At 63.0% G+C, this 19672-nt stretch carries 16 protein-coding genes; 13 read left to right on the top strand and 3 right to left on the bottom strand.

The genetic code is table 11. The features are described 5' to 3' along the window. Positions 1-9 precede the first annotated feature (9 nt). Together AX756_RS10090 and AX756_RS10085 are read left to right on the top strand one after the other, a co-directional pair. Positions 10-1944, top strand: coding sequence for a mechanosensitive ion channel family protein (locus AX756_RS10090; RefSeq protein ID WP_163886966.1), 1935 nt, complete (start codon positions 10-12; stop codon positions 1942-1944). After that, the gene (locus AX756_RS10085) at positions 1944-6515 is read left to right on the top strand and encodes an outer membrane protein assembly factor BamB family protein (RefSeq protein ID WP_068310665.1); all 4572 of its coding nucleotides are present in this window, start codon (positions 1944-1946) and stop codon (positions 6513-6515) included. The genes AX756_RS10090 and AX756_RS10085 overlap by 1 nt, the downstream gene beginning before the upstream one ends. 109 nt (positions 6516-6624) lie before the next feature. On the opposite strand, the gene AX756_RS10080 is transcribed toward AX756_RS10085, so the two are convergent. Further along, complete coding sequence (locus AX756_RS10080) at positions 6625-7107, bottom strand: MarR family winged helix-turn-helix transcriptional regulator (RefSeq protein ID WP_068310663.1); 483 nt, start codon at positions 7105-7107, stop codon at positions 6625-6627. Between the two features lie 219 nt (positions 7108-7326). Between AX756_RS10080 and ectA the strand changes: the two genes are divergently transcribed. The 9 genes from ectA to AX756_RS10040 all read left to right on the top strand — a co-directional run bounded on the left by ectA (position 7327) and on the right by AX756_RS10040 (position 14928). Next, positions 7327-7857: a diaminobutyrate acetyltransferase gene (gene ectA / locus AX756_RS10075; protein ID WP_068310661.1), complete on the top strand. Its 531-nt coding sequence runs from the start codon at positions 7327-7329 to the stop codon at positions 7855-7857. A 53-nt stretch (positions 7858-7910) separates the two neighbouring features. After that, entirely contained in the window at positions 7911-9197 is a 1287-nt protein-coding gene (gene ectB, locus AX756_RS10070) for a diaminobutyrate--2-oxoglutarate transaminase (protein ID WP_068310659.1), read from the top strand. A 5-nt stretch (positions 9198-9202) separates the two neighbouring features. Further along, positions 9203-9604 (top strand): ectoine synthase, encoded by a 402-nt coding sequence (locus AX756_RS10065; RefSeq protein WP_068310657.1) that lies wholly within the window; start codon positions 9203-9205, stop codon positions 9602-9604. Positions 9605-9607: 3 nt separating this feature from the next. After that, a complete protein-coding gene (locus AX756_RS10060; protein ID WP_068310655.1) occupies positions 9608-11026 on the top strand; it encodes an aspartate kinase in 1419 nt (472 codons plus the stop codon). A 57-nt stretch (positions 11027-11083) separates the two neighbouring features. Further along, positions 11084-12085, top strand: a complete 1002-nt coding sequence (locus AX756_RS10055; protein ID WP_068310653.1) for an AraC family transcriptional regulator — start codon at positions 11084-11086, stop codon at positions 12083-12085. Positions 12086-12175: 90 nt separating this feature from the next. After that, positions 12176-13072 (top strand): LysR family transcriptional regulator, encoded by an 897-nt coding sequence (locus AX756_RS10050; protein WP_068311135.1) that lies wholly within the window; start codon positions 12176-12178, stop codon positions 13070-13072. Between the two features lie 95 nt (positions 13073-13167). Beyond that, positions 13168-13791 carry an NAD(P)H:quinone oxidoreductase gene (wrbA, locus tag AX756_RS10045; RefSeq protein ID WP_068310651.1) on the top strand — a complete coding sequence of 208 codons (624 nt, stop codon included), beginning with the start codon at positions 13168-13170 and terminating at the stop codon, positions 13789-13791. Positions 13792-13827: 36 nt separating this feature from the next. After that, positions 13828-13992: a hypothetical protein gene (locus tag AX756_RS25600; RefSeq protein ID WP_156461452.1), complete on the top strand. Its 165-nt coding sequence runs from the start codon at positions 13828-13830 to the stop codon at positions 13990-13992. A gap of 33 nt (positions 13993-14025) precedes the next feature. Then, a complete protein-coding gene (locus AX756_RS10040) occupies positions 14026-14928 on the top strand; it encodes an EamA family transporter (RefSeq protein ID WP_068310649.1) in 903 nt (300 codons plus the stop codon). A gap of 76 nt (positions 14929-15004) precedes the next feature. Here the strand turns inward: AX756_RS10040 and AX756_RS10035 are convergent, their stop codons facing one another. Both AX756_RS10035 and AX756_RS10030 read right to left on the bottom strand, forming a co-directional pair. After that, positions 15005-15430 (bottom strand): DUF4345 domain-containing protein, encoded by a 426-nt coding sequence (locus AX756_RS10035; protein WP_068311133.1) that lies wholly within the window; start codon positions 15428-15430, stop codon positions 15005-15007. A 32-nt stretch (positions 15431-15462) separates the two neighbouring features. Then, complete coding sequence (locus AX756_RS10030; RefSeq protein WP_068310647.1) at positions 15463-16290, bottom strand: NAD(P)H-binding protein; 828 nt, start codon at positions 16288-16290, stop codon at positions 15463-15465. Between the two features lie 287 nt (positions 16291-16577). Here AX756_RS10030 and AX756_RS10025 point away from each other — a divergent pair, with 287 nt between their 5' ends. Both AX756_RS10025 and AX756_RS10020 read left to right on the top strand, forming a co-directional pair. After that, positions 16578-17342: a substrate-binding periplasmic protein gene (locus AX756_RS10025; protein ID WP_197431070.1), complete on the top strand. Its 765-nt coding sequence runs from the start codon at positions 16578-16580 to the stop codon at positions 17340-17342. Positions 17343-17549: 207 nt separating this feature from the next. Next, on the top strand, positions 17550-19469 hold the full coding sequence (locus AX756_RS10020) for a methyl-accepting chemotaxis protein (protein ID WP_068310644.1): 1920 nt from the start codon (positions 17550-17552) through the stop codon (positions 19467-19469). The last annotated feature ends 203 nt before the right edge of the window (positions 19470-19672 follow it).

Raw genomic sequence — 19672 nt, 5'->3', positions numbered from 1 at the left:
GAGGTTTCCGTGTCCGGATTCATCGGCGGAACATCGGCGCTGTTCGACTTTCTGACCAGTCATGCCAGCGCCGCCGCGCTGCGGCTCGAAGGGCTTTCCGCCAGTCTCGCGGAGTTCCCCTCCCGGATCGCGTCCTTCTTCGCGATGCTGTCGGAGACCGGCTTCGACCCGCTGCGGATGCTCTCCACCGCACTCCCTTGGCTGCTGCTGGGGGCGGGATCGGAATATCTCTTTCGCCGCCTGTCGCGACGCTTCCGTCTGGGAAGCCGCGCGGGCAAGCTCTCGCAACAGGTGCTCAAGGCGCTTCTGGATTTCGCTGGGCTCGCCATCTTCGCGCTCATCGCCGGCTGGCCTTTGCTGATGAGCAGCCAGTCGGACCCGGTCGCGCAGGTGCTGATCGTCACCTACTTCTCGGCGCTGATCGGCATTCGCGGCTTCGCCATGTTGGTACGTATCCCGCTTGCGCCCTTTGCGCCTGAAATCCGCATTGTCGCGCTTTGCGATGCCGACGCGGGGCGGCTCTATCGCTGGGTGGTGGGCATCGCCGCGCTGGCGATGGTGTTTCTCGTCACGGCGGTGCTGCTGGCCGATGGCGGGCTGGGCCGGGACGCGGTTCTGATCTTCACCCTTGCCAGCCGGTCTGTGGTTACGGCGCTGCTGATCCTGGCCTGCCTTGGCAACCGCCGTGCCATCGCCGCGATCCTGGCGCGCGATCCGTCCGGGCGCAGCCGTGGGCCCGGATGGCGCAGCTTTGCCGCGCTCTGGCACCTCTTCGCGATCTTCTACATTTGCCTGTCCTGGTTCAGCACCTCGATCCTGCTGCTGCTGGACCGCACCGGTGCCGGACGCACCGCCGCCGATAGCTTCCTGCTGGTCATGGCACTGATCGTGACCTGCCTGCTGATCGACGATTGGGCCGCCGGCAGCGAGGCGCGCGATCGTGCCCGCCGCGCGCAGGCAGAGGGGGGGGCGGCGGATGCCGAGGACCTGCCAAGCTTCCCGCAATTCTTCGGCCGTATGGGGCAGTCCTTCGCGATCCTCGCCGCCATTTTGCTGCTGATCCGGCTCTGGAGCGGGCCGTGGCGCCTTGTCCGGCATGACAAGGTCGCCGCGATCCTGCCGGCGCTTGTCCAGCTCGCGATCACGCTGACGCTGGCCTATGTTCTCTGGCACCTTGTGGTGATCGGCTCGGAGCGGATATTGCGCCGCGCCGCCTCTCCGCGCGATGGCGATGGCCCGCCGCGCCGCGACCGCGTCGCCACGTTGCTGCCGCTGCTGCGCAACACGATCCTGGCGATGATCGTCACCATCACAGGGCTGATCGGCCTGTCCTCCATCGGTGTCGACGTGGTGCCGCTGCTGGCGGGGGCCGGGGTGATCGGCCTGGCGCTCGGCATGGGCAGCCAGACGCTGGTGCGCGACGTGATCTCGGGCGTGTTCTTCCTTCTCGACGATGCCTTTCGCGTCGGTGAATACGTCAATGTCGGGCTGGCCGAAGGCACCATCGAGCGCGCCGGCGTCCGCTCGCTGCAGATCCGCCACTACCTGGGAACGCTGCATACCGTGCCTTTCGGACAGATCGGCACCATTGCCAACCGCTCGCGTGGCTGGGTCGCCATGCAGCTCGATTTCCGCCTGCCGCTGGCTGCCGAACCTGCGGCGCTGGCCGAGGTCTTTTCGCAGATCGGCGACGCGCTGCTGGCCGATCCGGAGAACGGCCCGTTGTTGCTCGAAAAGCCCGGATTTGCCGGGATCGTTTCGATCGAGGATCGCTTCATGGTGGTGCGGCTGGTCTATAAATGCTTGCCTGGGGCACAATTCGGCCTGCGCGACGCGACCTATCGCATCGCGCGGGCGCATCTGGCCGAGGCGGGTTTCGAATTCGCCCTGCCGGAGTTTCGCCTTGAGGCCCTGCCGGGGGGTACCAAATCGGAGAGAAACTGATGAACCGCGTTGCGCTGCTGCTGATTGCTCTTCTGTTGCCTGTTCAGGCGGCGGCGCAGACCCCGATCGCCCGGCTCTCGGAAGTTGCCGATTTCGTCGTTGCCATGGATTTCTCGCCTGATGGCACCCGCCTCGCCGTGGGCGATGTCAATTCGTTGAGGATTTACGATGCGGTCGAGGGCGGGCTGCTCTTCCAGACCGATTTCGATTTCGGGATCTTCATCGAGGATGTGCTCATTGCCCCTGACGGCGACCGCGTGGCCCTGGCCTTGGGCGAGAATGGGGTGGCGGTCGTCGATAGCAGACTGCCGGCCAACCCGGTCATTCTGCGGCGCGATGGCGCTTGGCGCAACCTGATCCGGACCCGGCAGGGGGGCGCCTTCGTTGCGACCGAGAATTTCGCTGGCACCGCGGTAAAGCTGGAATGGGAAACTCTGGCTGCGGAGGATATCCGTTTCGACGAGGTGCTGCCGAAGCCCGAATTCTACACCGAACACGACTTCTCCGAACCATTCGGCGGAGACGGGTTGGGGCAGATTCCGCTTTTCGGCGAGAATGTCACCTTCGAGAATTATCCCCCCGATCCGGATGCGCCCCAGACGCTGCTGGAAACACTCTTTGCCGACTGGTCGGAGCCATTGATCTGGTTTCTCTATTCGAGCTTCGACCGGGGCGCGCATCGCTTCGGCTTCGAAACCGCCGAGATGAAGGATGTACAACTGATCACCCTTCGTCAGACGGAGCGCGGGGCGCGGGCGCTGTTTTCGGCAAAAACGTCTTCTGAGACGAGCCTGTTGCTCTACGATCCGGGCAGCGATGAGGTCACTTTCAGGCGGGATTCGGCTGGGGTCGAGCCGGTTTATCTGACGGATGCGGTGATTTCGCCGGATGGTACGCGCGTCGCCCTGCACGGGGTGGATCATTCGGTGGAGATCTTCGCCACCGAGGATGCACCGGCGATTACAGACCCTAATGGCCAGTCAGAGGTAGAGGAGGCTCAACCCAACCTCGCGCTGACACAGGGCCACGATGGCCGGCTGGTGCAGATCGCGCTTCCGCCGGGCGGCGATGTGTTTGGTACCCGGGGCGAGGGGGACCGGGTGTTTCTCTGGGATCGCGAGACCGGGCGCCAACTCCGCGCGGTTGGTGGCGGGCAATCCCTTAGCTGGTTCGATCTCTCGCCCGATGGCGAGATGGTTCTGACAATTGGCACGCTCGACGGCATCAAGCTGTGGCGCGTGGCCGATGGCGCGCTGGAAACGGTACTTCCCGACCGCGACCGGCCCGTTTGGGGGAAAATCCTGAAGGGTGGACAGCTCCTGCTTTGCGACATCGCAGGCTGTGCAATTGGCACGAAGGAAGCCTTTCTGACCGGGGCCGCCCGGGGAATTCCCCACCCCGAGGGGATCGGGCAACGATTGGCGCGTGTCTCCGGCCTCTCTCCTGACGAAGATTTCGCCCTGTTTCTGTTCGACGAAGGGTCACTCCTGCGTCTGGATCTTCGGGAGATGCGCTTCGAGGTGGTCGCCGATATCGACGGCGCGGCCGCGCTCGCAGTTGGCGCGGCCTCTGCCCTTGTCGGCACGGAGGCAGGAGAGTTGCAGCTTTTCGACATTCACTCAGGCGGGCGGTTTTGGACAACGCGACTGGACCCGGACAAGAAAACGCGGATCGCGCCACTCACGGGAGACCGTTTCCTCGTCGATTCCGATGGCAGCCTGCCTTGGGAGGACGACCAGCCGGGGACCGCGCCGCTCCGGCGTGTATTCAACGCCCGGACCCGGCAATTCCAGGAGACCCTTTCGACCCCCGCAAACTTCTTTCGGACGCCGCGCCCGGGGCCCGCAGCCTACGATCCGTCCACCCAGACCCTTTACGCGGCGTTGCAGACAGACAGGCTGAACAATGACATTCGGATCGATATCCGCGACATGGCCCGAGGCGCGTGGATCGGGACAATCGGAACCGAAGCGATGGAGCCGAAGCGGCTGACCTTTTCGCAGGACGGCAACGCGCTGATCGTCAACGGCGCCCGCATGGCGGTTCATTGGGACCTGCTCTCGGGCAATGTCTCGGATAGCCGGCCATCCACGATCCTGTCGAGCAGTCATCCCGCAGGTGACGGCGTGGCCTATCTGGTGGAAGCGGGAGAGGCCTGGGGCATGCCGATGATCCGCAGCGCGGCTTTGGGCGAACGGGCGCTGGAATGGACGCCGCCGGCGGGACGGGACACCGAATTCGCCTTTGGACCGGTTTTCGAACAGATCGCGTCTAATGGGCAGGAACTTCTGGCCGTCGACACCTGCGAACTCGTCTCGGCGGAAGACTGCAAGGTCATTGCGGCGATCTTCGATCTCGACGCGATCGGGGGCGGCGCGCTCGGGGCGGAACGCGTCGTGCAACTGTCTCCGCCCGATGGCCAGCCCAATTTCAGCCTGTCGCCGGATGGGCGTATCCTGGTTGGGGCGACATACGATCGCCTGACCGCCTATGGCGCCGAGACGGGAGCATTGCTGTGGGAGACGGATGTCGACCCCGACATGGTCTATTCGCGGCCGCTGGCCTTTTCGCCGGACGGCCAGCAGATCCTGCTCGAACGCGAGCGGAACCGGCTCTTCGAGATCCGGGATGCGATGAGCGGAGCGGTCCTGAACAGGATTGAGACAGAGGCGACGCGGACAAGAACATCCATTGTCTCGGCAAGCAACGGTGTCGGACAGCTATTGCACTTCGGCACGGAGCGTCTGTCGATTCTGGACGATGCGGGCCAGGCGCGGGCCTCGACGGCGCTGCAGGGCGGTATCTATGGGCTGGCCCACCGGCACGCCCAAAGCGATATGATCTTCGTGGAGGAAGCGGGGGGGCGTAACCTTCTGTGGTCGCCCGACGCCGAAAGATCCGTGACCATCGAGGCCAATGTCGTGCCGCTTGGAGAAGGTGCCGCGTTTTCACCCGACGGCCGCCTGCTGGCCTTGATCGAAACCAGTGGCCTGGTCAGCCTCTGGCGAACCGAGACCGGAACGCGGCTGGCCCGGCTCGCCGCGCTTCGGGATGGGGGCTGGGCGGTAATCGGCGAGAACGGACGCTATGATGCCTCCGATCCGGGCGATTTCCCGGCGCTTGGCTGGGTGCTGCCGGAGGCGCCGACAAAGGTGCTTCCGCTGGAGCTTTTCTACCGGGAATTCTTCGAGCCCGCGCTTCTGCCCCGCCTTGTCCGCGGCGAGAGCTTCACGCCGCTGCCGGGCCTGCGTGAGATCAACCGACTGCAACCGGAGCTGCGCTTTGTCTCGGTCTCCGAAGATCCGGAACATCCGGGCAGCGCGCGTGTCACGCTCGAAATCGCCGAGACGCAGGCGGACGGGATGCGCAGCGGGTTCGGCGCGCTCAAGCTTTTCCGCGACGGTCAACTCGTGGGCCAGCGGGAGTTCCTCCCGGCGGATGTGGCCGGGAAACAGCAAGCGGTGTTCACGGATATCCTGCTGCCGCGGGATGGCCGTTCCGTCACCTTCTCGGCCTACGGGTTCAATGGGGATGGCATCAAGAGCACCACCATCCGACAGGATTTTGCGCCTGTCACCGAAGGGCGCACGCCTTCGGAAAAGCCGCGGGCCTATATCGTCTCGGTCGGTGTCGATCACTATGCGAACCCCGCTTGGGATCTGAACTATGCGGGTGCCGATGCCGCTCTTGCGGCACAGGCCGTTGCCGCGCGGCTTCGTGCCAGCGACGCCTTTGAAAATGTGGCGGAGGTGCAAATGATCTCCCGCGCCGACGGTCCGCCGCGCGCCAGCCGGGCGCAGATCGAAGCGGTACTGCGCAGCCTTGGCGGCGAAAGCGGCGACATGGAACCGCTGGCCGGCCTGCCCGGCGCCGAGGCGTTGGCGCGTGCCCGGCCGGAAGATTTCGTCTATCTCTTCTTTGCCGGCCACGGGCTGGCGGGACGGGACGGACGGTTTCACCTGTTCCCCAGCGATTTTGGCGAAGGCTCTAGCGGCCGGAAAATCGGCCCGACGGAGCTGGAGCAGACATTGCCGAGCGATGTGCTGAGCGCGCTGCTCCTGCGCATCCAGTCCGGCAACATGGTCATGGTGATCGATGCCTGCAACTCGGCGGCATCGGTTGAGGGGGGCGGCTTCAAACCGGGCCCGATGGGCAGCCGGGGGCTGGGACAGCTTGCCTATGACAAGGGCATGCGCATCCTGACCGCGAGTCAGGCGGAAGGTGTAGCACTGGAGTCGGACCTGCTGCGTCACGGCGCGCTGAGCTACGCGATGTTCCGCGAGGGGCTCGAAGGGCAAGCGGCGGACCGCGCCCCGGTGGACCGGCAGATTTCGTTTTCCGAGCTGCTCAGCTTCGCCAAGACCCGCGTGCCGAGCCTTTACGAGGAGATCGTGACGGATCGGTTCGAGCCGCTCCAGCGTGGCAGTATGAGCCTCGATTTTCTGGCCGGTGGCACGCCGGAACCACAAACCGACGCCGTCCGCTTCCTGCAACGTCCTGCGTTGTTTGACTTTTCTGCCCGAGGAAATGCAAGCGACGTGTACATGCCCGTCGTCGTCACACACCCCTGATGGCGCGCATTGCGGGTGGGTTTGGCCGTGTCAGTCCTGAAGGTCAGCTGTCGCTTGGAAAGCGCGTCTGCCGGGAGATAACGGCTCGTGCCCGGTCGGCGCGTGCAGGTCACATTTCCGATGAAAGCTTGATCTCGCCGGTTTGCAGGACGGGGGAGGCGTCGATTTCATCTGCATCGAGCATCGCCGCCACACGTTCGAGGTTGGCGACAATCATGGCCTGTTCCCAGTCCGCCAGTTCGGAGAACTTTCGAACAAATCGCTGCTGCAGGGGATCGGGCGTTTCGCCGAGGGTCTGGCTCCCCTTTTGCGTGATAAGGATATGCGTCTGACGCCGGTCGAGCGCTGATTTCTCGCGCAGCGCCATGCCGTCGCGGACGAGCTTGTCCACGAGCGACGTGACCGTTGCCTGCGACACGCGCATGCGTTGGGAAATTTCCTTGGCGGTGGTCTGGCCGGTTTCGTCGATGATCTGCAGCGCGCGGAACTGCACTGGCGTTATACCGGCCACCTGTTTGAGTTCGCGTCCAAACAGCTCGGTGGCCCGCAAGATACGGCGAAGAGCGATCAAGCTGCTATCGAGACGATCCATCGTGATTCAGGTTCCTAAGGGTAGCCAAGTATATTTTGGACGATTGGGCGAGGCAATCCCGCGTATTCTTTGATGATCAAAGCAAATACTAACAAATATCCACATGAAACTCTCTGGAAACTGTGGTTTTCTCGAAGATCGAAGTATTTTTACGCGGTGGGTTGAAATTTTCCGGCCATTGCAATACTTCGATTATCGAAGCAAATGGAGGCCCAGAGAATGCACACCGCCCACGATTTCGTTCGTCCGTCTTTGCCCGTCTTGCGCAAGCCGCGGGCTGCCGATGGCGCCGCGATCTGGAAGCTCGTGCGCAACTGTCGGCCGCTCGACGAGAACTCGATGTATTGCAATCTCATTCAGTGCGATCATTTCGCCGACACATGCGCGCTCGCCGAAGTCCATGGCGATGTCGTGGGCTGGGTGTCTGCTTATGTCATGCCGAATGATCCCGAGACGCTCTTTGTCTGGCAGGTCGCCGTGGATGAGCAAATGCGCGGCTCCGGGCTTGGCGCCCTGATGCTGCAAAGCATCCTGACGCGCGATGCCTGCGAGGACGTTCGCCGTTTGCAGACGACCATCACCAGCGACAACGAGGCCTCCTGGGCGCTGTTTCGCAAGTTCGGACGTCTGCAGGGAACGTCGCTCGACGTGCAGCCGTATTACACGCAAGCGCTGCACTTCCAGAACCGGCACAAGACCGAGAACATGGTCACCATCCCGCTTGCACGCCAGGTGGCCGACGCCGCCTGATGTGGCGGCTTCCGGCTTTCACCATACCCATTCCTGAATTCGAAAGAGGTCGTATGTCTACGAAACCTTCCAATATATCTGTGTTCAAGCGCCGCGAGTCAGAGGCCAGAAGCTATTGCCGAGGCTTCGACACGGTCTTTACCAGCGCTCGCGGCTCGGAGATGACCGATGCCAGCGGACGCAGCTATGTCGATTTCCTCGCCGGGTGTTCCTCGCTGAATTACGGGCATAACGATCCCGACATGAAGGCCGCGCTGATCGACCATTTGCAGGCCGATGGCGTGGCGCATGGGCTCGACATGCATACCGATGCCAAGGCCGCCTTTCTCGATGCTTTCTGCACCAATATCCTCGCGCCGCGCGGGATGGACCACAAGGTGATGTTCACCGGCCCCACCGGCGCCAATGCTGTCGAGGCCGCGATGAAGATCGCGCGGAAGGCGACCGGGCGGACCAATATCGTTGCCTTCACCAACGGCTTCCACGGCGTGACCCAGGGGGCGCTTGCGGCCACCGGCAACGGCTATCATCGCGGTGGAGCAGGCACGACGCTGCACGGCGTCACGCGCATGCCCTTCGACGGGTACATGGGCGATGCCTTCGACACTGCGGATCTGCTCGAAGCGATGCTGGAGGACAATTCCTCCGGGCTGGACATGCCGGCCGCGATCCTTCTGGAGACGGTGCAGGGCGAGGGCGGTCTGAACGCCGCGCGGCCCGAATGGTTGCGCCGGGTGGCGGAACTGGCGCGGTCCAATGGCATTCTGCTGATCGTGGACGACATCCAGGCCGGCTGCGGGCGTACAGGGTCCTTCTTTTCCTTCGACGGGATGGAATTCACGCCGGACATCGTGACGATGGCCAAGTCGATCTCGGGCTTCGGCCTGCCGATGGGGCTGGTGCTGGTGCGGCCCGAGCACGACGTGATGGGGCCGGCGGAGCATAACGGCACCTTCCGTGGCAATACCCATGCCTTCGTGACCGCGCGGGTGGCGATCGAAAAATTCTGGTCCGACGAGACGTTCCGCGCCGATATCGACCGTCGGGCGGCGATCGTCGCGGATGGGCTGGAGATCATCGCCGGGATGATCCCCGGCGCGCGGCTCAAGGGGCGCGGCATGATGCGCGGCGTTGATGTCGGCTCCGGAATGCTGGCCGGAGATATCTGCGCCCGCGCCTTCCAGAAGGGTTTGATCGTCGAGACTTCCGGGCCGAATGACGAGGTCGTCAAGATCCTCGCGCCGCTCACGACACCCGACGCGACCCTGCGCAAGGGGCTGAACATCCTTGTCGATGCGGCGCGCGACGTGATCGGGCAACAGAGTATCGCAGCGGAGTAACAGGCATGATCGTCAGGGATTTCAAACATATCGTCGAGAACGAGCGCGAACGCGTCACCTCTGACGCGCGTTGGACCAGCGTGCGCATGCTGCTGGCCGACGACAAGATGGGGTTCTCGTTCCACGTCACTTTTCTCGAAGCCGGCTCGGAGCACACGTTCGAGTACAAGAACCATTTCGAGAGCGTCTATTGCATGCAAGGGACCGGTTCGATCACCGATCTGGCCACGGGCGAGACGCATTACATCCGGCCCGGCGTCATGTACGCGCTCGACAAGCATGACCGTCATATCCTGCGTGCGGAGGATGAGCTGGTCATGGCCTGCTGTTTCAACCCGCCCGTCACGGGGACGGAAGTGCACCGCGAAGACGGCTCCTATGCCGCACCGGAAGAGATCGAGGCCTGACAGATGACACATACGGTGGAGAAAATCGGTGGGACATCCATGTCCCGCCTCGACAGGTTGCGCGACACGCTCTTCATGGAGAATGGCAGTGCCCGCTACGGTCGCGTTTTCGTGGTCTCGGCGTTTTCCGGAATCACCAACCTGCTGCTGGAGCACAAGAAGACCGGCGAGGCCGGCGTCTATGCCCATTACGCCAATGCCGATGACGAGCATGGCTGGCACGACGCCCTGAGCCGGACCGCCGAGGCGATGATCGCCGCGCATGAGGCTGTGCTGGACAATCCCGGCGATGTCGAACGCGCCACGGCTTTCGTTCAGGAACGCATCGAAGGCGCCCGAAATTGCCTGATCGACCTGCAGCGGCTTTGCTCATACGGCCATTTCCGTTTGAACACGCATCTGTTGCAGGTGCGCGAATTGCTGTCGGGCCTTGGCGAGGCGCATTCGGCGCTGGTATCCACGCTGATGTTGCAGCGCGCCGGGGTGAATGCCCGGCTGCTGGACCTGTCCGGCTGGCGCGACGATTCCGAGCTGACGCTGGAGCAACGCATCGGTCGGGCGATGGACGGGGTGGACCCGTCACGTGAGATGCCCATCGTCACCGGTTATGCGCAATGCAGCGAAGGCTTGATGCGGGAATTCGACCGTGGCTATTCCGAGGTGACCTTCTCCCGGCTTGCCGCGCTGACCGGCGCGAGCGAGGCGATTATTCACAAGGAGTTCCACCTCTCGTCAGCCGATCCCAAGCTGGTCGGGGCGGAGAATGTGCGCAAGCTCGGGCACACGAATTACGACGTGGCCGACCAGATGGCGAATCTGGGGATGGAGGCGATCCACCCCTCCGCTGCGAAAACCCTTCGCCAGGCAGGGGTGCCGTTACGCATCGCCAATGCCTTTGAGCCCGAGGACCCGGGCACGATCATCGACGAACAGCCGGCCGAAAAGCCGAGGGTCGAGATCGTCACCGGGCTCGACATCATCGCGCTGGAGCTGTTCGAACAGGACATGGTGGGCGTGAAGGGCTACGACGCGGCCATTCTCGACGCCCTGACGCGGCACAACGTGCGGATCGTCTCCAAGATCTCAAATGCAAACACGATCACGCATTACGTCGATGCCTCGCTCAAATCCATGCGGCGGGTCGAGAGTGACCTCTCGGCGCTTTACCCGCAGGCGCGGATCTCGGCGCACAAGCTGGCCCTCGTCTCGGTCATCGGGCGCGACCTCAGCGGGTTGCAGACACTTGCGCGCGGCATGCAGGCCCTCAGCGCCGCGGGACTGGAGCCGCTTGGCGCGTGTCAGGGGCCGCGCAACGTGGACACCCAGTTCATCCTCGACAGATCCGACAGATCGGTTGCGATCCGGAGCCTGCACGCGGCCTTTGTCGAAGACAGCGAGGCGGGGTTCGCGCTCGTGGCGTGATCGCCCGCGCTCCGCGACCCATGACAGATACCTGCGCTGCTGTAATAATGCGTCTTCATGGGAACCGTTACCTCACTCTTCCTGCGCAAGATGGTTGCCGCGGCCGGGACTGCCGTGGATCAGGCCGGGTTGCTGCGATCGGTCGGGCTGGATCCTGCCGGTGCCGCCGATCCGAAGCTCATGGTCAAGGATACGGCGTATTACGGCTTGCTGGAGCGTCTGGCGGCCGAGATAGACGTGACCGACCTGCCGCTGCGCGCAGGCGCCTCGATGCGGCTCGACGACTATGGCGCGCTCGGGCTGGCCTTCAAGACGGCGACCACGCTTGGTGGTTCCTACAGGCGGGTCACGCGCTACGCCCGGCTCTGGACCAGCGTTGTCGAGTATTCGCTGGAGCCCGAGGGCGGAAACACCTGGTTTCACCTGCACCGCGCCGGAGCGCGCCGGCTTGGCCTGCGGCTTTCCAACGAAGCGACGCTGGCGAGCGCGACGGCGATTGCGCGCGAGGTCTCGGCGACCGGAACCTTCTGCCCGCTCGAGGTCCATATCCAGCATGCCGCGCCACCGACCAGCACGTTGCACGAGGCCTATTTCGGCTGTCCGGTCGTCTTCGGGTCGGATCGAGACGCGCTCCTGATCGCGGCGGACTCCATGGCGAGCGCCAATCGGCTGGGCGACAGGGGGATCACGCGCTTTCTGGAACAACATCTGGAGCAGGAACTTTCGGAAGTCTCCGATAACCGGTCCGTCGCCGAGCGCACGAGGGATGTCATCGCCGATGCGCTGAGCGAAGGGCTTCCCAGGATGGAGGAGGTCGCGGGCCGGCTGGGACTGAGCGGGCGGTCGCTGCACCGGCGCCTTGCGGAAGAGGGTCTGAGTTTCAAACTGGTGACCGACGATACCCGCCGGGATCTTGCCCAGGGCCTGCTGCGCGATCAGCAATATTCCATCGCCGAAATCGCCTACCTGACAGGGTTCTCCGAACAGAGCGCGTTCAACCGTGCCTTCAAGCGCTGGACCGGCGCGACCCCGGCCAGCTACCGGAACGGACGGCTTTAGTCCTGATCCCGAGCATTGGCCGCAATCCGGCTTCTTAAGACGCCCCGAAAAAACATCGACACCGCGCGCCGCGCCACCGAAAATGTGGCCATGGACAAGCTTTCGGTCATGAACGCCTATTGCCGGATCGTCGAGCGCGGCAGCTTCGCCCGCGCGGCGGAGGATCTCGGCGTTTCGGCGGCGCTGCTCTCGCGCGAGGTCAAGCTGCTGGAAGAGAGCCTCGGCTGCACGCTGCTCACCCGCACGACGCGCGCCATGTCGCTGACCGATGCCGGGCGGCTCTATTACGAGGAGGCGCTGGGGATCCTCGATGCGGTGGGCCGGGTGGAGGAGCATATCCGCGAAGGCGCGGGAAGGGTCCGGGGGCATCTGAGGGTCAACGTTTCAAGCTCTTTCGGGCAGATCGTGGTTGCGCCCGTCTTGCCCGCCTTTCTCGATGCCCATCCCGATCTGCGCCTGACGCTGTCGATGGACGACCGCGTGGTGGACATGATCGAAGGCGGCTTCGATGTTTCGATCCGGATCCGCCCAGCGATGCCGGATTCCTCGCTGGTGGCGCGGCGGATCGGGATCATGCGCCAGCGGGTCTTTGCCTCTCCGGACTACCTGCAACGCGCCGGCACGCCGCAGCGGCCAGACCAACTACCAGCGCATCGCATCGTCGGCTTCCTGCTGGCCGGACACCTTACCGATTGGGCGTTGAAGGGGCCTGACGGGGTGCAGTCTGTCCATCTCGACCCGCCAGTTAGGGTCGGCAACAGCCTTGTGCTGCGGGACCTGCTGATTGCGGGGCAGGGGATCGGGACCCTGCCGGATTTCGTTTCCGACGGCCCCGAGGCGCGGGGAGAGCTGGTGCGTGTTTTGCCCGATCACGAACTGCTCGCACCGGAAATCTTTGCCGTGACCGCCTCGCGGCTTGGCATGGACGCAAAGGTCTCGGCCTTTCTCGACCACCTGCGGGCCGCGCTCCGCCCCGGGCATTCGTAACCAGGCGTAAAGAATGATTTGCGCGCGGGCCGGTTATTCCGGCGCGCCGCATTCCGCATCTTTCCGGCATCGCAACCCGAACCGGAGAGGATCCCATGTCCCGCATTCTCGTTCTCTATTATTCCAGCTACGGCCATGTTCGTGCACTGGCACAGGCCGAGGCCGAGGGCGCACGCAGCGTTCCCGGCACCCATGTCGATCTGCGTCGTGTGCCCGAAACCGTGCCAGATGCCGTGCGGCGGAGCGCGGGTTATCTCGAAGACGATACGCCGGAGGCTGCGCCCGCCGATCTGGCCGAGTATGATGCGATTATCTTCGGCACGCCCACGCGCTTCGGCATGATGGCCGGGCAGATGAAGCAGTTTCTCGACCAGGCCGGCGCGCTCTGGGCGCGGAATGCGCTGGTGGGCAAAGTGGCCGCCGTGTTTGCGTCCACCGGCTCCCAGCATGGCGGCCACGAGGCGACGCTGCTGTCGACCCAGATCCCGCTTCAGCATTTCGGCATGTTGATCGCCGGGCTGCCCTATAGCTTTGCCGGCCAGACCTCCCGTGAGGGCATCATCGGCGGCGCGCCCTATGGTGCCAGAACAATCGCAGGGGCCGATGGTGCTTTGCAGCCGACAGAGACCGATCTCGCCGGCGCGCGTTTCCAGGGCGCCCATGTCGCGCAGCTTGCCGCCCGTCTCGCGGTGGCCACGCCTGCCCGGCAGGTCGCCTGATGCCCAGCAAACACGCCATCGGGACCTTCCACAAACATGAAAGCCTTTCCAATGCTCTTCCAGTTCCGCAGACTGACCGAAATCCGTCACCGGTGTCGCCCGCGCGGCGTGCCACGCGATCTCTCGCCACAGCAGATGCGCGATATCGGCCTCGAACCCTGGCCGGAACGGCCACTCATTTTCCCGCGCGCCCTCTGGTGAGCGCCGGTTGCACGATGAACAGGACATGACATCATGACCCGCCCGACCGACATTCTCATTACCGCGATGGCGCCCACCATCTGGGGCAGTACCTATCTTGTCACCACCGAAGCGCTTCCGGCGGGCTATCCCGTCACCCTTGCCGTTCTGCGCGCATTGCCGGCGGGGCTGCTGTTGCTCGTCGTTACGCGCAGCCTGCCGCCCCGGGAATTGCTGGGCCGCGTCTTCGTGCTCGGGGCGCTGAATTTCGCCATCTTCTGGACGCTTCTCTTCGTGGCGGCCTACCGGCTTCCTGGCGGCGTCGCGGCAACGCTTGGTTCGCTGCAGGCGCTGATCGTGATCGGGCTGGCGCGCGGTATCCTCGGAACGCCCATCCGCGCTCTGGCGGTCCTAGCGGCGCTGACTGGCGTCACCGGCGTTGCGCTGCTGCTGCTCGGGCCTGACGCCGCGCTCGACCCCATTGGCGTTGCTGCTGGGATCGGCGGGGCCGCATCCATGGCCGCGGGCACTGTTTTCAGCCGGAAGTGGCAGCCGCCTGTGCACGCGCTGACATTCACGGCCTGGCAGCTCACCGCGGGAGGAGTGATCCTACTGCCCCTCGCCCTGCTGTTCGAACCGCCGCTGCCCGCGCTCACCGCGACGAACATCGCCGGACTGATCTGGCTCGGCCTCGTCGGTGCGGCGCTGACCTATTGGCTCTGGTTCCGCGGCGTCGCCCGGATCGAGCCCGGCGCGGTGTCCATGCTCGGCATGATGAGCCCGGTCACCGCCGTGGCCCTCGGCTGGCTGTGGCTTGGACAGGCGTTGAGCCCGATGCAGGCCGCCGGCGCGGTAATCGTGCTCGGCTCGGTCTGGATTGGCCAGTTCGCCAACCGTCCCCGCGCCGATGCACTTCTGGCGGTAACGGCCCGATCCGCGCACTCGAATTCAGCCTGACTGTTGCGTTTGGCTACGCCTCAGCCGCTGTTGGTGAGCGACGATGATTGCTGCCTTCCAACGCAGGGACCATGCGTCAGGCGACAGTGGCGTGGCGACCGTCCCTATTGAGAGGTGCGAGCCGGCGGCGGAAGGCGACCAGGCACAACCCTGCAATTGCCAGTTCGACGACAAGGGCCCCAAGAATGTTTCCCGAGGGCATGCCATCGACAATAAACCTGACGAGCCGCCCGGCCGGGAACGCAAGGAAGACGGTCAGCGCCGCCACGATGGAGACCTGACTCAGCTTTTCGCGCACAATTCCGGCCAGCATTAGGAGGCCAAAGGCCGCGAGGCCGGAGGCCGGGGCACGCAATTCGCTCAGCAGGTTGACGTTGTTGTCAAGAGTGATGCCGTAGCTGGCGTAGAAGGCCTGTGGCGCGGCGAGGATGAACGCGCCGATGCCAAGCGCCGTGACACCGGCAATGCCGAGGGCGATCTTCTCAAATCGGGTGGTGGTCATGATCTGTCCTTTCAGGATCGGGTTTTCCGGCGTCAGGCAGCAACCGACCATGCGCCGGCGTGGGCCGCGGTACTTGCGAAATCCGCGAAATCCCGCGGCGGACGGCCAAGCGTACGCTGCACGCCGTCGCCGAGGCTGGCATTGCGTCCGTCCAGCGTCTCGCGCGCGATCGCGGTGAAAACGTCCGCCACGAAGGTGCCGCCCGCCTGTGCGATCTCGGCGTGAAAGTCTTCGAACGAGATCGGGATGTGCTGGATCGGGCGGCCGATTGCTGCAGACAGTTCTGCGGCCATGTCGGCAAAGCCAAGCAGGCGCGGCCCAGTCACTTCGTAGAGCTCGCCCCTGTGTCCCTCTTCGGTCAACGCGGCCACAACGACATCGGCAATGTCGTCGATATCGATGATCGGCTCCTGCACATTCCCGCCCGGCATTGGCAGCACACCGGCCAGGACCGGATCGCGCAGGTAGCCTTCGGAGTAGTTCTGCGCGAACCAGGCGGCGCGGACGATGGTGAAATCCATGCCCGATTTGCGGACGACCTCCTCTCCCAGCCGGGCATGATGCTCCCCCCGTCCCGAGAGCAGAACGAGGTGCTCGACGCCCGCAGCCTTCGCGGCCTCGCAGAGAGCTTCCAGCTTTTCGACGGCACCGGGAAAGGCGAGATCGGGGAAATAGGTGACATAGGCCGACCGGACCCTCTCCAGCGCAGCGGCCCAGGTTTCGGGTGCCTCCCAATCGAAGGGCGTGACGGAGGTACGTGAGCCGCGGCGGACCGCATGGCCCTTCGTTTCCAATCGGCTGGCGACGCGCGAGCCGGTCTTGCCGGTGGCGCCAATGACAAGGATGGGATTGATTTGCATGGGTCTTGTTCCTCAGATTGAATTGATGGCCAAGGGATAGACGTCACGCCGTGGCAGCGTATTGACCGACCTTGCCAGGTTTTTGACCGATCTTGCCAAATGCCGGGTCAGGGGTGCCACACCCAGCCTTCGGTCTCGCCCTGTGTCGGCGAAATCAGACAATTCGGTGTGAATTTTAGAGTTTTTTCACAGCGTTTTCATCAGCTTCTGAACGATCTCAACGCAAACTTAAGACCGACAGTCCAAACACTTTTTTCAAGTCGTCGATGGAAATACGGGATGAGACTATGACTCGAAAATCTGCGTTTGCGAAGGTTGCGATGACCGCCCTGTTGTTTGGTGGCGGAATTGCACAAGCCGACACAATCGAACTCAGGGGAGACCAATGGTGCCCCTTCAATTGTCAGCCTGGCAGCGAACGTCCCGGATTTATGGTTGAAATCGCGCGCGAGGCGTTGGCGCTCTATGGTCATACCGTGAACTACGAGATCATGAATTGGGCCCGCAGTCTGGAGTACGTTCATTCCGGACGGATCAATGGGGTGATCGGCACCGACAAGGATGAATCCCCCGACCTGGTGTTTGGCCCCCCGATTGGAACATACCAAGAAGCGGTGGCCTTCCGAGCCGGCGAGGCGAGGCAGATCGATTCAACCGAGACGATTGAAGGTCAGCGTGTCGGTGCGATCAAGGGCTATGAGTATATCAGTGTGATTGCTGACTATATGGACCAGAATTCAAGCAGCAGTGAACTGGTTCAGACCCTTTCCGGTGACACTGCGCTTGAGCAAAACCTACGGAAACTCTTGGCACGACGGGTGGATCTGGTGCCGGAAGAGCGCTCGGTGCTGGCATACACGTTGTCAACTTTGTCGATCACTTCTGACGTTGAAATTGCCCTCGACCCAGAGATTTCCGACCTGTTCATCGCCTTCTCTCCGGAACTCGAAAACTCTGAGACTTACGCAACGCAACTGGCAAGCGGACTCGAGCAATTGCGGGCTTCGGGCCGTGTTGCCGAGATCATGTCGCTGTATGGCCTGTCGGAATGACAGCTCACGGCCTCTATCTGCCACGGTTGCACGGGGACAGATCAATGGCTGACCGAAATGATGACGTCGGTCGCAAAAGCCCAGGCTCTTGCAGGGATTGTCCAACGTTTCAAAAAGTGACGTGACCCTCAACCAAGGCACGCTCTCTCGCCCGCAGGTCCGCCATGGCGCAGAGCGTGCCGTGTTTCCATCTTATGAGAGAAAACAATGAAGCCGTTCCGCCTGAACCTGTCGGTGAAGTCCCGTATTCTGGTTTTGATCCTTAGCGCGTTGAGCCTCTTCGTAGTGGGCTATTCGCTGTTCTGGTCCGCCCGCTACACGACGCAGCTCGAAACGGCTTTCCAGAACGAGATGCGGCTTGCGCCTCAATTCCTGACCACGCCGGTGGCGGCTGCGGTCTGGGACTTCCAGCCGGAAGCTGCGGAGGCTGCATTGGCCGGGCTCGAGATGCTCGATTCCGCCAGTTTTGCGCGTGTTCTCGAAGGTGGCGAGGCGACCGTCCAATATGTACGCGAGGGCGATTGGCAGCCGCGCTGGGACGGGCTGCTAAAGGAACTGAACGTCGCTTCAACGGAGGAGCAGACGATTTCTGCCGGCGAAGACGTCGTGTTGATAAGCCCGTTGATTGCGGAGGACGGCTCGCTGCTGGGGCAGCTGGTTTTCGGTTTTTCGCGGGCCAGCATTGGCGCGAAGATCCGGGATGCGAATATCTGGTCCACAACGATAGGGATCGTCGCGTTTGCCGTCTTTGTCGTGATTACCCTTTTCATTGCCTCGTCGGTCACCCGGCCACTCAACAGGCTGATTGACTTGATTGATCGCATGCGCGGCGGCGAGACAGATTTCGTGTCTCAAGATTCCGTCCGTCGGGACGAGTTCGGCAATCTCGGCCGCGCGGTGGAAGAATTCAGGGACAATCTGATCGAAACGCAGAAGCTTCAACGCGAAGAAGCTGAATCGCGCCAGGAACAGGAAGCGCTGAAAGCCAAACTGGCGGATGAGGAAGCTGCTCGCGCCGAAGAAGCCGAGCGTTCGCGTGTCGAGCGCGAACTGGCGCGGGACCGGGAGGCTGCAGAAAAGGCTCGGGCCGAGGAGCAACGGCAAGCCGAGCGCGAGGCGCGTGCGGCGGAGCAATCCCAGGTCGTGGAGGCGCTGTCGAATGCGCTCGGAGCGATGTCGAAAGGGGACCTCGGCGCTCGTCTCGAAGAGGCGTTTCCCTCGGACTACGAAGTATTACGGCACAATTTCAACGAAGCCGTCGATCGAATCTCTCGTTTGGTAGGAGCGATCGTCCAGGGGGCTCAGGGTATTCGCAACGAAATCGGCACACTCAACAGCGCGACCACGGAAATGGGCCACCGAACCGAATCCCAAGCGGCTTCTCTGGAGGAAACCGCCGCGGCTATCACAGAGCTCTCGGCCTCGGTGGACAACTCCAATAAGGGCGCTCAAGAGTCGACCGATACCGTCGTCAAAACCCGGAGGAAAACCGAAACCGGACGTGGGATTTTGCAAGAAACCATTGGGGCGATGTCGGAGATTTCCCAGAGTTCCGGAAAGATCTCGAAGATCACCAAGGTCATCGACGATATCGCTTTCCAGACCAACCTTTTAGCGTTGAATGCCGGTGTTGAAGCGGCACGGGCAGGTGAGGCCGGACGCGGTTTCTCGGTCGTGGCCTCTGAAGTCAGAGCACTGGCGCAACGCTCGTCGGAGGCTGCCAAGGAAATCGCCGAACTGATCTCGACCTCCGGCGAACAGGTTGAAAGCGGCGTTGCCTTGGTCGAGCATTCGGGGGAAGCGCTGACGGAAATCGACACCATGGTGGCGACGCTGAACACGCTTGTCGAAGCGAGCGCTGAGGCCTCGACGCAACAATCGGCGACGCTTGCCGAGATCATGACGGCAGTGAACCGTCTTGATCAGGTGACTCAGCAAAACGCGGCCATGTTCAAAGAAACTACTGCGGCAGTTGGAACGCTGCAGGCCCAAGCGGATAGCCTTGAAAACAACGCTGCTGCGTTCCGCCTCGGCGTTGGGGCGGAGGTCGTTCCCCTCGCTTCTCGGAATTCGAAAACATCTGTTTCCGCAGTGAGTTCCCCAATCCCTGCGTTTCACGTGCCGTAGACCATTACAGCGGTAGAACACCCTACGCGGAAACATAAGATGATGACCAAAGCAGCGATGCAGCCTGACTACATCAACGATAGGAGGCAGTGACCTGTTCCGAAAAGAAACTCTGTTGTGGTGTCTAGGTCATGTTGACAAATGGCGGAGCCATAGGCGGATTGATGTGATGTCGATGAAGCCGAGGAAGCTTTCAGCCGTTT

The sequence above is a fragment of the Aliiruegeria sabulilitoris genome (assembly GCF_001558155.1).
Lineage (GTDB): Bacteria > Pseudomonadota > Alphaproteobacteria > Rhodobacterales > Rhodobacteraceae > Tropicimonas > Tropicimonas sabulilitoris.
This window is presented reverse-complemented; position numbering and strand designations above follow the sequence as displayed.